The 14,108-nt window shown below is 58.4% G+C and carries 13 protein-coding genes; all 13 read left to right on the forward strand.

Annotated elements, in window-relative coordinates; genetic code table 11:
* Positions 1–11 precede the first annotated feature (11 nt).
* The 13 genes from H8S59_RS04605 to fliL all read left to right on the forward strand — a co-directional run bounded on the left by H8S59_RS04605 (position 12) and on the right by fliL (position 14,107).
* Positions 12–1,229 (forward strand): sensor histidine kinase, encoded by a 1,218-nt coding sequence (locus tag H8S59_RS04605; RefSeq protein ID WP_187520644.1) that lies wholly within the window; start codon positions 12–14, stop codon positions 1,227–1,229.
* Positions 1,229–2,641 (forward strand): sigma-54-dependent transcriptional regulator, encoded by a 1,413-nt coding sequence (locus tag H8S59_RS04610; RefSeq protein ID WP_187520645.1) that lies wholly within the window; start codon positions 1,229–1,231, stop codon positions 2,639–2,641. The genes H8S59_RS04605 and H8S59_RS04610 overlap by 1 nt, the downstream gene beginning before the upstream one ends.
* Before the next feature lie 252 nt (positions 2,642–2,893).
* Positions 2,894–3,220 (forward strand): flagellar hook-basal body complex protein FliE, encoded by a 327-nt coding sequence (gene fliE, locus H8S59_RS04615; protein ID WP_027901002.1) that lies wholly within the window; start codon positions 2,894–2,896, stop codon positions 3,218–3,220.
* 14 nt (positions 3,221–3,234) lie between these two features.
* Positions 3,235–5,025, forward strand: coding sequence for a flagellar basal-body MS-ring/collar protein FliF (gene fliF, locus H8S59_RS04620; RefSeq protein WP_095094518.1), 1,791 nt, complete (start codon positions 3,235–3,237; stop codon positions 5,023–5,025).
* Positions 5,018–6,034, forward strand: a complete 1,017-nt coding sequence (gene fliG / locus H8S59_RS04625; RefSeq protein WP_087273204.1) for a flagellar motor switch protein FliG — start codon at positions 5,018–5,020, stop codon at positions 6,032–6,034. The genes fliF and fliG overlap by 8 nt, the downstream gene beginning before the upstream one ends.
* Positions 6,035–6,159: 125 nt before the next feature.
* Positions 6,160–6,975, forward strand: coding sequence for a flagellar assembly protein FliH (gene fliH / locus H8S59_RS04630; RefSeq protein ID WP_187520646.1), 816 nt, complete (start codon positions 6,160–6,162; stop codon positions 6,973–6,975).
* On the forward strand, positions 6,965–8,323 hold the full coding sequence (fliI, locus tag H8S59_RS04635) for a flagellar protein export ATPase FliI (RefSeq protein WP_027900998.1): 1,359 nt from the start codon (positions 6,965–6,967) through the stop codon (positions 8,321–8,323). The genes fliH and fliI overlap by 11 nt, the downstream gene beginning before the upstream one ends.
* 6 nt (positions 8,324–8,329) lie before the next feature.
* The gene (gene fliJ, locus H8S59_RS04640) at positions 8,330–8,779 is read left to right on the forward strand and encodes a flagellar export protein FliJ (protein WP_027900997.1); all 450 of its coding nucleotides are present in this window, start codon (positions 8,330–8,332) and stop codon (positions 8,777–8,779) included.
* Between the two features lie 296 nt (positions 8,780–9,075).
* The gene (locus tag H8S59_RS04645; protein WP_187520647.1) at positions 9,076–9,378 is read left to right on the forward strand and encodes an STAS domain-containing protein; all 303 of its coding nucleotides are present in this window, start codon (positions 9,076–9,078) and stop codon (positions 9,376–9,378) included.
* 4 nt (positions 9,379–9,382) lie between these two features.
* Positions 9,383–11,089: an ATP-binding SpoIIE family protein phosphatase gene (locus H8S59_RS04650; RefSeq protein ID WP_095094510.1), complete on the forward strand. Its 1,707-nt coding sequence runs from the start codon at positions 9,383–9,385 to the stop codon at positions 11,087–11,089.
* A gap of 82 nt (positions 11,090–11,171) precedes the next feature.
* A complete protein-coding gene (locus H8S59_RS04655; protein ID WP_095095127.1) occupies positions 11,172–11,486 on the forward strand; it encodes an Hpt domain-containing protein in 315 nt (104 codons plus the stop codon).
* A gap of 469 nt (positions 11,487–11,955) precedes the next feature.
* The gene (locus H8S59_RS04660) at positions 11,956–13,338 is read left to right on the forward strand and encodes a flagellar hook-length control protein FliK (RefSeq protein WP_187520648.1); all 1,383 of its coding nucleotides are present in this window, start codon (positions 11,956–11,958) and stop codon (positions 13,336–13,338) included.
* A gap of 265 nt (positions 13,339–13,603) precedes the next feature.
* Positions 13,604–14,107, forward strand: a complete 504-nt coding sequence (gene fliL, locus H8S59_RS04665; RefSeq protein WP_187520649.1) for a flagellar basal body-associated protein FliL — start codon at positions 13,604–13,606, stop codon at positions 14,105–14,107.
* Position 14,108: the final 1 nt, after the last annotated feature.

The raw sequence follows: 14,108 nt of genomic DNA on the forward strand, positions 1-14,108 counted from the left end.
AGAGATTACCTATGTCCCAGGCCGTTCAGCTGCTGTCGTCTGATCCTGCACTCCAAGTGCCGCTGTCCCTCGAACTGGAAAGTCGTCAGGGGCTTGAACAGGCGTTCCAGCTGTTTAACCAGATGTCGTCGCAGCTGACGGACTCCTACAGCTTGCTGGAAGCGCGGGTGACCGAACTCAAAGGCGAGCTGGCGGTGGTCAGTGCCCAGCGTATGCAGGAGCTGGCAGAAAAGGAGCGGCTTGCATTCCGGCTGCAGAACCTTCTGGATCTTTTGCCTGGCGGCGTGATCGTGATCGACGCCATGGGGGTCGTGCGCGAAGCGAATCCGGCCGCGGTGGACCTGCTTGGGCAACCTCTGGTGGGTGAGCTCTGGCGGCACGTTATCAGCCGTTGCTTTGCGCCACGCGAAGACGATGGTCATGAAATCTCTCTCAAGGATGGACGTCGTCTGTCGATTTCCACGCGTTCACTGGATGCCGAGCCTGGTCAGTTGGTCTTGCTTAACGACCTGACTGAAACCCGCCGCCTGCAAGGGCAACTGGCGCGCCATGAGCGTCTGTCCTCTTTGGGTCGCATGGTTGCCTCGCTGGCTCACCAGATTCGTACGCCGCTCTCTGCTGCGCTGATCTATGCCAGTCATTTGACAGAGCAGCAGTTGCCGGTGGAAACCCAGCAGCGTTTCGCCGGGCGGCTCAAGGAGCGCTTGCATGAACTGGAACATCAGGTTCGCGACATGCTGGTCTTTGCCCGTGGCGAGCTGCCGTTGACCGATCGCATTACGCCCCACGAGCTGTTCACGGCACTGCAGGCTGCGGCGCACACCCAGACCGACGATCTTTCCGTGCGGTGGCAGTGTGACGATGTCGCCGGGCAACTGCTGTGTAATCGCGACACGCTGGTCGGTGCTTTGCTCAATTTGGTCGAGAATGCCGTGCAGGCCAGTGCCGGACGCACGCGCCTGAAAATCCACGCTTATGCCCGTGCTGATGTTTTGCGGATTTGTGTGAGCGATAACGGCAGTGGCATCGATGCCGCCGCACTGGCTCGAATCGGTGAGCCGTTCTTTACCACCAAGACCACGGGGACGGGGCTGGGGCTGGCGGTGGTGACAGCGGTGACCCGTGCTCATCAAGGCGGCGTGCAGTACCGATCCCGGATAGGGCGTGGCACCTGTGCGATTGTCACGCTGCCACTGGTTCCGGTGTCCGCTGCAAAGGAAATCTGCTGATGGCGATCAAGGTACTGCTGGTCGAGGACGACCGTTCATTGCGGGAAGCGCTGGGCGATACCCTCGATTTGGCGGGGCATGATTATCACGCCGTCGCCTGCGCGGAAGACGCGTTGCTGGCGGCGGCCGATGAGTCATTCGGGCTGGTGATCAGCGACGTCAACATGCCGGGCATGGACGGGCACCAGTTGCTCGGCTTGCTGCGCGAGCGCCACCCGCAATTGCCGGTGCTGTTGATGACGGCCCATGGCGCAGTGGAGCGCGCAGTGGATGCCATGCGTCATGGTGCGGCTGATTATCTGGTCAAGCCGTTCGAACCCAAGGCGTTGCTGGGGCTGGTAGAGCGACATGCCCTGGGGCGTCTGGGGCCGGCAGGCAACGATGGGCCTATCGCCGTCGAACCTGCCAGCGCGCAGTTGCTCAATCTGGCCAGCCGTGTGGCGAAAAGCGATTCCACAGTATTGATTTCCGGAGAATCCGGGACCGGTAAGGAAGTGCTGGCGCGCTTTATCCATCAGCATTCGCCCCGCGCGGACAAGCCGTTCATTGCCATCAACTGCGCTGCCATTCCCGACAACATGCTCGAAGCCACGCTGTTTGGTCACGAGAAGGGCTCTTTTACCGGCGCTATCGCGGCTCAGGCGGGCAAGTTCGAGCAGGCCGATGGCGGCACTATATTGCTGGATGAAATCTCCGAAATGCCTTTGGGTTTGCAGGCCAAGCTGCTTCGGGTCCTTCAGGAGCGTGAAGTTGAGCGGGTCGGCGGCAAGAAGACCATCACTCTGGATATTCGCGTGGTCGCTACCACCAACCGCGACCTGGCGGGCGAAGTGGCGGCGGGGCGCTTCCGGGAAGACTTGTACTACCGGCTTTCGGTTTTTCCTCTGGCCTGGCAACCGTTGCGTCAAAGGACTGCCGATATTCTGCCGCTCGCCGAGCGTCTGCTGGTCAAGCATGCCAATAAAATGAAGCACGCCGCCGTCAGGCTGTCGGCGCAGGCGCAAGCCTGTCTGGTGAGCTATGCCTGGCCGGGGAATGTCCGGGAGCTTGATAACGCCGTGCAGCGGGCGTTGATTCTGCAGCAGGGCGGTGTGATTCAGGCTGAAGACTTCTGCTTGACCGGCCCTGTGTCTTACGCGCCAGCGCCGTCTTTAAGCGGGACTACTGGCGGTTCGTTGGCACCTGCCGTATCGGCACCGATGGACCTGGCGGGCAGCGATTCGGCTGGCGCGCTGGGGGATGACCTGCGGCGTCGTGAATTTCAGATGATCATCGATACGTTGCGCGCTGAGCGAGGTCGTCGCAAAGAAGCAGCGGAACGCCTCGGTATCAGCCCTCGTACGTTGCGCTACAAGCTGGCACAGATGCGCGACGCGGGGATGGACGTGGAAGGTTATCTGTTCGCGACCTGAGGTTTTCCGCAGATTGCCGATACGGTATTTAAGCCTGCGGTCATTTGTCGCAGATGGATGTGGATTCAAAAATTTCAATCCGTTCTGGATCGGCTAGAGGCCTATCCAGAGCAGGGTTTGGCACAACTCCCCGACAGATTTAATGCAGTTTGATGGCTATATGCTGCTATGCAGCTGGCACTCTTGTTGCTTTGACATTATTGACCGCTGACTCGGTGTCAAAAATTTGCGGCCCTTATGAGAGAAACGTCCATGAGCCAAGGTGTTGAATTTAATCGCTTGATGTTGGACATGCGCTCCATGCAGATGGATGCCATGGCTGCGCCCAAGGCTGCAGCTACGCCGCAAATCGGCTCCAGCAGCTTCGCCGACATGCTTGGCCAGGCCGTCAACAAGGTCAATGATGTTCAGCAGGCCTCCAGCCAGCTGTCCAGCGCCTTTGAGATCGGCAAGAGCGGCGTGGATCTCACTGACGTGATGATCTCCTCCCAGAAGGCCAGTGTGTCTTTTCAAGCCTTGACCCAGGTGCGAAACAAGCTGGTTCAGGCTTACCAAGACATCATGCAGATGCCGGTTTAAGGACGTATTGAGTCATGGCAGAAACACTCGCCGATAGCGTTCCGGCCAAGACAGGCGCTCCTGCAGGCAAACCGTTGTTCGGTCTGGCCTTCCTGGAAAACCTCTCCGAGATGACCATGTTGCGTCAGGTTGGCCTTATGGTCGGCCTGGCTGCCAGTGTGGCCATCGGCTTTGCCGTAGTGCTCTGGTCGCAGCAACCTGATTATCGTCCGTTGTACGGCAGCATGGCCGGCATGGACGCCAAGCAGGTCATGGATACCCTGACCACGGCCAATATTGCCTACACCGTAGAGCCTAATTCCGGCGCGCTGCTGGTGAAAGCCGATGACGTGCAACGTGCGCGCATTCAGCTTGCATCCGCAGGCATTGCCCAGACTGACGCCAACGTCGGTTTTGAAATTCTGGACAAGGATCAAGGACTGGGAACCAGCCAGTTCATGGAAGCGACGCGCTATCGTCGTGGCCTTGAAGGTGAGCTGGCGCGGACCATCTCCTCCCTGAATAACATCAAGGGTGCCCGTGTGCATCTGGCGATCCCGAAAAGCTCGGTGTTCGTCCGTGACGATCGCAAGCCAAGTGCATCGATTCTGGTTGAGCTGTACCCAGGCCGCAGCCTTGAGCCAAGCCAGGTCATGGCCATCGTTAATCTGGTGGCGACCAGCGTTCCCGAATTGACCAAGTCGCAGGTCACTGTCGTCGATCAGAAGGGCAATCTTCTCTCTGATCAGGCGGAGAACTCCGAACTGACCATGGCGGGCAAGCAGTTTGACTACGCCCGTCGCATGGAGGGCATGCTGACTCAACGCGTGCAGAATATCCTGCGTCCGGTGCTGGGCACTGATCGCTACAAGGCTGAAGTGTCGGCCGATGTCGACTTCAGCGCTGTCGAGTCAACGGCAGAAAGCTTCAACCCTGATCAACCTGCCTTGCGCAGCGAGCAGTCGGTCAATGAGCAGCGTTCCAGCAGTTCAGGGGCATCAGGCGTTCCGGGTGCATTGAGCAATCAACCGCCAGGTCCTGCAACCGCGCCGCAAACGCCGGGCGCCGGTGCAGCCGGTGCTGCTGCCGCCATTGCTCCGGGCCAGCCGTTGCTGGATGCCAACGGCCAACAAATCATGGACCCGGCCACCGGTCAGCCAGCGTTGGCGCCATACCCGGCTGACAAGCGCGTGCAGTCGACCAAGAACTTTGAGCTGGACCGCTCCATCAGTCACACCAAGCAACAGCAGGGCCGTTTGAATCGTCTGTCGGTTGCCGTAGTGGTCGACGACCAGCTCAAGATCAACCCGGCCAATGGTGAAGCAACGCGCACACCGTGGAGTGCAGAAGACTTGAACCGCTTCACCCGCCTGGTGCAGAACGCCGTCGGGTTTGATGCCAGCCGTGGTGACAGCGTCAGCGTCGTCAACGTGCCGTTCTCGGCTGAGCAGAGCGAAGTTATCCCGGATATTCCGTTCTACTCGCAGCAGTGGTTCTGGGACATCGTCAAACAGGCGATGGGCGTCATCTTCATTCTGGTGCTGGTGTTCGGCGTACTGCGTCCGGTGTTGAACAACATCACCACTGGCAAGAGCAAACAACTCGCCGGTTTTGATGATGGCATGGGCGGTATGGGTGGCATGGGCGGTGGGGGTTCTGACGAGCTGTCCAACGACCGCGTCAGCCTGGGTGGCCCGCAAAGTATTTTGCTGCCTAGCCCGACCGAGGGTTATGACGCACAGCTGAACGCAATCAAGAGTTTGGTGGCTGAAGATCCGGGTCGTGTGGCCCAGGTCGTGAAAGAGTGGATTAACACTGATGAATGATCGAGCCGTCGTAGCCAAACTGAGTAAAGTCGAGAAAGCTGCCGTACTGCTGCTTTCCCTGGGTGAAACCGATGCCGCGCAAGTCTTGCGCCACATGGGGCCCAAGGAAGTTCAGCGGGTCGGCGTGGCCATGGCGCAGATGCGTAACGTGCATCGCGAACAGGTCGAAGAGGTGATGACCGAGTTCGTCGAGATCGTCGGCGATCAGACCAGCCTTGGCGTCGGCTCTGACGGCTACATCCGTAAAATGCTCACCCAGGCACTGGGCGAAGACAAAGCCAACGGCCTTATCGACCGCATCCTGCTGGGTGGCAATACCAGCGGTCTGGACAGCCTGAAATGGATGGAGCCACGCGCTGTGGCTGACGTGATCCGTTTCGAGCACCCGCAGATTCAAGCCATTGTTGTGGCGTATCTGGATGCCGATCAGGCGGGTGAAGTGCTCGGGCATTTCGATCACAAGGTGCGGCTGGACATTATTCTGCGGGTGTCTTCACTCAACACCGTGCAGCCAGCTGCCCTTAAAGAACTGAACCAGATTCTCGAGAAACAGTTCTCGGGTAACGCCAACACGTCGCGTACGACCCTGGGTGGTATCAAGCGTGCTGCGGATATCATGAACTTCCTCGACAGCTCCATCGAAGGCGCGCTCATGGACTCGATCCGCGAAGTCGACGAAGATCTGTCGACGCAGATCGAAGACCTGATGTTTGTATTCAACAACCTGTCGGACGTGGACGACCGCGGCATCCAGGCGCTGTTGCGCGAGGTGTCTTCGGACGTTCTGGTCCTCGCCCTCAAAGGCTCCGACGAGGCGATCAAGGAAAAGATTTTCAAGAACATGTCCAAGCGTGCCGCCGAACTGCTGCGCGACGATCTGGAAGCGAAGGGCCCGGTCCGCGTCAGCGACGTGGAAACCGCACAGAAAGAAATCCTCACAATTGCTCGCCGTATGGCCGAGGCCGGGGAAATCGTTCTCGGCGGCAAAGGTGGCGAGGAAATGATCTAGTCTGTTGACGTTTTGTCGGAAAAGCTGACCGGGGATATAGTCCCCGGTGTCCACCGCCTTGCCTGGCGACATTCGTCTGGCAACGCGGCCTGCGCTGAAACAACACAGACTCTAAGGCACTATCAATGTCCAGCTCCAACAAAGAACCGGTCAGCGAGCTCATCCGCGCCAAGGACGTCGGCGGTTTTGACGTCTGGTCGCTGCCCAGTTTCGACCCCTACAAAGAGCCTGAACCCGAGCCTGAACCGGTCGTCGAAGAATCGGTCGACACCATCGAAGAAGTCCCTCTGGAGGAAGTCCAGCCGCTGACGCTCGAAGAGTTGGAAAGCATCCGTCAGGAGGCCTACAACGAAGGCTTTGCCACCGGCGAGAAGGAAGGCTTCCACAGCACCCAACTCAAGGTTCGTCAGGAAGCCGAGGTGGCCCTGAAGGGCAAGCTTGCCAGCCTCGACTTGCTCATGACCCAGCTGTTTGATCCGATCGCCAGCCAGGACAAGCAGATCGAGCAATCGGTCATTTATCTGGTGGAGCACATCGCTCGCAAGGTTATTCAGCGGGAGCTGACCACCGACTCCCGGCAGATTGGCATTGTCTTGCGCGATGCGCTGAAGCTGTTGCCAATGGGTGCCAATAATGTGCGGATCTTTATCAATCCACAGGACTTTGATCTGGTCAAAGCCTTGCGCGAGCGTCATGAAGAAAACTGGCGCATCGTTGAAGATGACACCTTACAGGCCGGTGGTTGCCGGATTGAAACCGAGCACAGCCGGATCGACGCCAGTATCGAGACACGCCTGACCCTGGCCATCGGCAAAATGTATGACCAGATGCACGAGCAGTCGCTGCATCCGGCGGCCCCCGACTTCAGTCTGGATCTGGACAACGCTCCAGTCGCCACAGCGTCTGCCAACCCTGATATCGAGAAATCCGATGCGCCTTGATCGCACCAGCTTCGGCAAACGCCTGGGTTCTTATGCAGAAACCATCGAGATGCCTGTGCAGCCGGTGGTGGAAGGGCGTTTGCTGCGCATGGTCGGCCTGACGCTTGAAGCCGAGGGCCTGCGTGCCGCCATGGGCAGTCGCTGCATGGTGATCAACGACGACAGTCATCATCCGGTGGAAGTTGAAGCCGAAGTCATGGGCTTTTCCGGCAGCAAGATCTTCCTGATGCCCGTTGGTAGCGTGTCCGGTCTCGCGCCGGGAGCTCGTGTCGTGCCGTTGGCGGATACCGGCCGGTTGCCTATGGGGATGGCAATGCTTGGCCGCGTGCTTGATGGCGCCGGTCGCGCTCTGGATGGCAAAGGTGCCGTGAGAGCCGAGGATTGGGTGCCCATGGACGGCCCGACGATCAACCCGCTCAAGCGTAACCCGATTAGCCAGCCCCTCGACGTGGGCATTCGCAGTATCAACGGATTATTGACGGTCGGCCGCGGCCAGCGTTTAGGGCTGTTCGCCGGTACGGGGGTCGGCAAGAGCGTCCTGCTCGGCATGATGACCCGCTTCACCGAGGCCGATATTATTATTGTCGGCCTGATCGGTGAGCGGGGCCGTGAGGTCAAGGAATTCATCGAGCACAGCCTTGGTGAAGAAGGCCTCAAGCGTTCGGTGGTGGTCGCATCCCCGGCGGACGACGCGCCATTGATGCGTTTGCGGGCAGCCATGTATTGCACGCGAATCGCCGAGTATTTTCGCGACAAGGGTAAAAACGTCCTGTTGCTCATGGATTCCCTGACCCGTTTCGCCCAGGCGCAACGGGAAATCGCTCTGGCTATTGGTGAGCCTCCTGCAACCAAGGGCTATCCGCCTTCGGTCTTCGCCAAATTGCCCAAGCTGGTGGAGCGCGCCGGTAACGCCGAAGCGGGCGGTGGCTCGATCACCGCGTTCTACACGGTTCTGTCCGAAGGTGATGACCAGCAGGATCCGATTGCAGACTCGGCGCGAGGCGTACTCGACGGCCACATCGTATTGTCTCGTCGTCTGGCCGAGGAAGGGCATTACCCGGCCATCGATATCGAAGCGTCCATCAGTCGTGTCATGCCCGCGGTGGTCACCCCCGATCACATGAATCAGGCGCAGCATTTCAAACAGTTGTGGTCACGTTACCAGCAGAGCCGCGATCTGATCAGCGTCGGTGCTTATGTTCCCGGTGGTGATCGTGAAACCGACCTGGCGATTCACCTGCAGCCAACCCTGGTGCGCTTTCTGCGCCAGGGGCTCAATGAAAACGAGAGCATGGAGAACAGCAGTGCCCAGCTGGCTGCGGTCTTCAGCCCGGCTGCGGGTGGCTGATAAGTCATGGCCGTAAGTCGTGCAGCGCGTCTGGCGCCCGTGGTGGATATGGCCGAAAGCGCAGAGCGCGCGGCCGTCCAGCGCCTGGGGCATTTTCAGGGACAGGTGCGCATCGCCGAAGGCAAGCTCAACGACCTGGAGCAGTTTCGCCTGGATTACCAGCAACAATGGATCGACAAGGGCGCCCATGGGGTTTCCGGACAGTGGTTGCTGGGTTATCAGCGCTTCCTTACTCAACTGGATACCGCTGTCGATCAGCAGCGCAGGAGTCTGGCCTGGCATCAGGACAACGTCGAAAAAGCGCGCGTCAGTTGGCAACAGGCTTATGCCCGGGTTGAAGGCTTACGCAAATTGGTCCAGCGCTACATCGACGAAGCCCGCCAACTGGAAGACAAGCGTGAACAGAAACTGCTGGATGAGTTGTCGCAACGCTTGCCCAGGCATGCGCCGTTTTAACAACCAGATTTTTAATAGTCGACGCTGATCGTGTACATCGCGACTTATTGAACTCTAATCATTTTTCCTTTGGGAAAATCTTTGTTTGTCTGCAGGCTGACGTGGGACCGGCTTTAGCCGGGAAAGCGGTATTTCTGACGATTCATTTTTCAGTGGCTGTAACGGCCTCTTCCCGGCTAAAGCCGGTCCCACGTCAGATCGAGGGCAAACATAGAGTCTCCCACACAGGAAATTGCGGATATCACCAGCCAGTGCTAAACCTTGATTACGTGACGTACGTCTCTCAGGAATTCTACATGCCGGTCACTTCTGAGCTTTCTCCCGACGGTCAGCAACTGACCATCTCGATCACTGGGCGTTTTGATTTCGCTTCCCATCAGGATTTTCGTGAAGCCTATGAAAGGTCCGGCAGCGAGCTGCGTTATGTCGTCGACCTGAGTGGTACCACTTACCTGGACAGTTCGGCGCTGGGCATGCTCTTGTTGCTGCGGGATCATGCCGGGGGCGAGCGTTCCCGGATTCGTCTGATCAACTGTTGCCCTGATGTCATCACCATCCTGACCATCTCCAATTTCTCAAAGCTTTTCCAGATAGGTTGAAACCTTGCAACCGTCCAGCGAATCCTTGTGCATCCTGATCGCTGACGACAACGCCAGTGACCGCCTCTTGCTGTCTACTATCGTGGCCCGGCAAGGGCATCGTGTGTTGTGTGCCGGCAATGGTGCCGATGCGATCGCGTTGTTTGAGACGGACCGGCCGCAACTGATATTGATGGACGCCATGATGCCGGTGATGGACGGCTTCGAGGCTGCCCGGCGAATCAAGGAACTGGCCGGTGAGGCGCTGGTTCCGATTATCTTCCTGACCTCGCTGACCGAAGGCGAGGCCCTGGCACGCTGTCTGGATGCCGGGGGAGATGACTTCATTGCGAAACCCTACAACCAGACGGTTCTGACAGCCAAAATCAATGCCATGAACCGCTTGCGGCTGCTGCAGGAGACCGTTCTCAGGCAGCGTGATCTGATTGCCCGGCACCATGACTACTTGCTCAACGAGCAACGAGTGGCCAAGGAAGTGTTTGATCAGGTGGCGCATTCCGGCTGCCTGGACGCAGCCAATATTCGCTATCTGCAATCGCCTTATGCGCTGTTCAATGGCGACTTGCTGCTCGCGGCCTATACACCCGCTGGTCACATGCACATGCTGTTGGGTGACTTCACCGGGCACGGTTTGCCAGCGGCGGTGGGTGCCATGCCACTGGCCGAAGTGTTCTACGGCATGACTGCGAAGGGGTTCGGCCTGGCTGAAACCCTTCGTGAAATGAACGCCAAGCTCAAGCGCATCCTGCCGGTGGACATGTTCTGCTGCGCGACAATGGTCTGCATCAACTTCAATCAGCGCCAGTTTCAGGTCTGGAATGGCGGCTTGCCTGACGGTTATTTGCTGAGTGCCGCGACAGGGGAGCGCACTGCGCTGGTTTCCCGACATCTGCCCCTCGGCGTGCTGGATTCGGGCTCGTTTGATGACCGGACCGAGGTTCATCCCTTCGCTTTGGGTGACAGGGTTTTTTTGCTATCAGATGGGGTGATCGACACGGCGGACAGCAAGGACCAGTTGTTTGGTCCGGCACGGCTACACGAAGTGCTGGACGCCAATCGCGATCCGCAATTGCTGATCACGGAGATCCAGCATGCGTTGAACGAGTTCGGCGGGCGGTCCCGGGATGACGTCAGCATGGTGGAGATCACGGCTGTCGAGCAGGCAGAGCTGGGACCGCGAACCGTGACTTACTCGGACAGCGGCACCTCCACGCCGCTGGACTGGTCATCGACGTTCGAGTTCAGGGCTTCAACCCTCAGGCGTTTCAATCCACTGCCTTATCTGTTGCAGTTGTTGCTGGAGGTGCATGGTTTGCGTCATCAGAGCGGCGCGCTCTACAGCGTGCTGACCGAGCTTTACAGCAATGCGCTGGAGCATGGCGTTCTGGGGCTGGATTCCTCGCTGAAAAGTAACGCGTCAGGATTCACCCGCTATTATCAGCAGCGGGCAGAGCGGCTTGCCGCGCTGGAGAGCGGCTTCATTCGCATACATTTTCAGGTAATCCCCCTGGATGAGGGCGGCCGTTTGAGTGTGCAGGTGGAGGACAGTGGTCATGGTTTCAACATTGATACAATTCTTGCATTGCCGCCGACACTCAATGAGCTGTACGGTCGCGGTCTTGCGCTGGTGCGAGAGTTGAGTGAAGAGGCTTCGTGGTCTGAGGACGGACGGATCGCACGCGTGGAATTCTGCTGGGGGGCAAAGGCATAACCCCGGGTTCTTGATCAAAGGAGTGAACAAGGTGTCGGTCATTCATCTGGATTACAGCGTATTGACGACGTTGCAGGAAGTCATGGAAGACGAGTATCCAACCCTTCTCGATGTGTTCCTCAAAGACTCTGAATATCGCATCTCCCGTTTGCGTCAGCTTATGGGCGTGGGCGCGTTCGATCTGCAGGAGCTGAGCCTCATGGCCCACAGCTTTAAAGGCAGCAGCAGCAATATGGGTGCCCTGCGCCTTGCCGACCTGTGCCGCGAGCTCGAAGAGCGCAGCCGTCGGGAGGAAAGTGCCGGTCTTGACGACCTATTGACCGCGCTCGATCACGAATACTCGACTGTGCGTCGGTTATTCGACGCGGAACGACAGTTTTTTATCGCACACCCCTGAGTCGACTCGCGCTTCTATCAAACAAATGCGCCTACCAGATTTGGAATGTTATTTACCTGTAGGAGACTCCCCGTCGTCCAGACTCCGCGCTGTCGCGCAGCAAACACGGATCTGTTGGGGCGAGTGGGCGGCAATCCGACTTGCCCGCGAATAAGACGACGCGGTACATCAGCCCTACTGCGTTATCGTTCTTCGCGGGCAAGCCTCGCTCCAACAGAAACCACCGGGATATCAGGTAGTTATTTTATGTTTAATGAGCGCGCGCTTGCCCCGCGACTCGGTCTGGCAGTCGATAAATCTATCGGCTTTGCTGACGCTATCGTCCGGATGCGGCCCAGACCAAGCGCGCTCCTACAGATGCGCGTCAGCTGCGAGAGCGCGGCACCATGTACACCGGGGCTGCTCTTGATCGTCGTTGGCCCGTATCTTGCTCTGTTCTGAGTATTCAGCTGTTTTCGCGGAGATCGACATGCCACTCGCCCCCAATGCTCTTCTTCAAGCCACTCCAGTGGCGGCGCAGAAGGCCAGTTCTGCCAACAACTCAGCCAGGCCGGCTGACAGTGGCAAGGACGACAACTCCAGCTTCTCTGACGTGTATGCCAAGCAGGCTCAGGCTAAATCGGCTGCGAGCAACGACGCTCCGGTCAAGGCCAGACCTGCCGCCGATAAAGACAAACAGGTTGCAGATAAGGCCGCATCCGACAAGGACGATGCTGCCGCTTCGGATTCGACGACGGTTGCCGATAGCGGCAATACCTTGCCTGCCGAGCCCGTTGCCAGCGACAGCGACGGCAAGGCTGAAGAACAGGTTGATCCGGCAGTGGCGCAGATTGTGACCCCGGAACCGACCCTTGATCCGGCACTTGATCCTGCTTTGCAGGCCATTGCCAGTCAGGCCACGACCCAGCTGGACACCGACAAGCCGAAAGTTGATGTCGCTGCCGCCTCAACCGCCTTGCCGAACGTACAAGCGGCTGACCCGGCTGAGGTATCTTTCGACCCGAACGCTGATCCGCTTGAGGACATGCCCGCCCTGCAGTTTGCTCTTGAGAATGCGGCAGCCAAGGCGCAACAGGCTCAGCAGGCGCAAAATGCTCACGCAACGGCTCAGGCAGGCAAGAACGCCAAGGTCGATAACGCCGCAACGGATCCATCCCAGCTCGCCAATAACCTGGCAGCGCTGGATGAGCGTTCATCTGTTTCGGACGAGCCCAGCACCGAGAGCAGCGATAAATCATTCGACGGGTTGCTCGATGGCGGTCTCAAGGATGTCAAAGCCGCTGCTGGCGATACGCGGGTGGATAACTTCGCTGATCGTCTTGCGGCCCTGAGTCAGGCGGCGCAGCAGCCTCGCGCAGCAGCTCCGGCAGTACCCCTGATGAATCAGCCGTTGGCGATGCACCAGAGTGGCTGGAGTGAAGGCGTGGTGGAGCGCGTCATGTATCTGTCGAGTCAGAACCTGAAGTCGGCTGACATCCAGTTGGAGCCTGCTGAATTGGGTCGCCTCGATATTCGTATCAATATGGCACCGGACCAGCAGACTCAAGTGACCTTCATGAGTGCTCATGTGGGGGTTCGTGAAGCGCTGGAAAGCCAGATGTCCCGCCTGCGAGATTCCTTTACCCAGCAGGGGATGGGGCAGGTGGACGTGAACGTTTCCGACCAGTCTCGCAATCAGCAGAACCAGGCCCAGCAGCAAGAACAGGCCAACAATGCCCGGGGCACGGGTAATGGCGGTTCGGGCGTCAATGGCGTCGACGGTTCGGACGGTATCGACGCAGATACTGGCGTTGCGATCAGTCAGCCGGTTCAGCGAGTTGTGGGTACCAGCGAGATTGATTACTACGCTTGAGTCTGTGTAGGAACGATGCGATCACGAGTGTCGTGGGACCGGCTTTAGCCGGGAAGGGGTTATTTCGGCAGATAGAGATTCAGCATCTGTCCCGGCCTCTTCCCGGCTAAAGCCGGTCCCACGTCGCACATCAACCAGTGGGCTCCACATAAAAATCCACCGTGCTAACCCCCCGTCCTGACCTCCCTCTCGCAACTCTGGCATAACACTTGCTCTCCCTCTGTCACGCATTAGCGAACCCCCCGAATAGTGACGGATTATTGGCATGGCGAAGAGCGACGAAGTTAAAGAACCTGGCTCAAAAGGCAAACTCAAGCTCATCATCATTGTGGTAGTGGCTTTATTGCTGGCCGTCGGCCTTTCAGTCGGCGCGACCTGGTTTTTCATGCACAGCTCCGAGCCTAAAGTGGACCCGGCGGCTGTCGCAGCGGCTGATCCCAATGCCAAACACCCGGCCATTTTCGAAGCGCTGACGCCGGCGTTCGTGGTCAATTTCAACTCCAATGGTCGTCAGCGCTACATGCAGGTCAGCATCACCATGCTGGCGCGCAATCAGCCTGATCTTGACGCATTGAAGGTGCACATGCCGGTCATTCGCAATAACCTGGTCATGCTGTTTGCCGGCATCCCCTTCGAATCTCTGGCATCCCCTATCGGTCAGGAAATGCTGCGTCAGAAAGCGACCGCCAGCGTTCAGGAAGTCGCCCAGAAAGAATTGGGCAAAACCGTGATCGAGCAACTGCTTTTCACTAACTTCGTATTGCAGTAGG

This window comes from Pseudomonas folii (genome assembly GCF_014357575.1).
GTDB classification, from domain to species: Bacteria; Pseudomonadota; Gammaproteobacteria; order Pseudomonadales; family Pseudomonadaceae; genus Aquipseudomonas; species Aquipseudomonas folii.

Bases quoted from the DNA above. Each gene is read 5' to 3' on its own strand.
- H8S59_RS04660 (WP_187520648.1), top strand. From the start codon at position 11,956: ATGCCACTCGCCCCCAATGCTCTTCTTCAAGCCACTCCAGTGGCGGCG.
- H8S59_RS04655 (WP_095095127.1), top strand. From the start codon at position 11,172: ATGGAAGACGAGTATCCAACCCTTCTCGATGTGTTCCTCAAAGACTCT.
- fliJ (WP_027900997.1), top strand. From the start codon at position 8,330: ATGGCCGTAAGTCGTGCAGCGCGTCTGGCGCCCGTGGTGGATATGGCC.
- fliL (WP_187520649.1), top strand. From the start codon at position 13,604: ATGGCGAAGAGCGACGAAGTTAAAGAACCTGGCTCAAAAGGCAAACTC.
- fliG (WP_087273204.1), top strand. From the start codon at position 5,018: ATGAATGATCGAGCCGTCGTAGCCAAACTGAGTAAAGTCGAGAAAGCT.
- H8S59_RS04610 (WP_187520645.1), top strand. From the start codon at position 1,229: ATGGCGATCAAGGTACTGCTGGTCGAGGACGACCGTTCATTGCGGGAA.
- H8S59_RS04605 (WP_187520644.1), top strand. From the start codon at position 12: ATGTCCCAGGCCGTTCAGCTGCTGTCGTCTGATCCTGCACTCCAAGTG.
- fliI (WP_027900998.1), top strand. From the start codon at position 6,965: ATGCGCCTTGATCGCACCAGCTTCGGCAAACGCCTGGGTTCTTATGCA.
- H8S59_RS04645 (WP_187520647.1), top strand. From the start codon at position 9,076: ATGCCGGTCACTTCTGAGCTTTCTCCCGACGGTCAGCAACTGACCATC.
- fliF (WP_095094518.1), top strand. From the start codon at position 3,235: ATGGCAGAAACACTCGCCGATAGCGTTCCGGCCAAGACAGGCGCTCCT.
- fliE (WP_027901002.1), top strand. From the start codon at position 2,894: ATGAGCCAAGGTGTTGAATTTAATCGCTTGATGTTGGACATGCGCTCC.
- fliH (WP_187520646.1), top strand. From the start codon at position 6,160: ATGTCCAGCTCCAACAAAGAACCGGTCAGCGAGCTCATCCGCGCCAAG.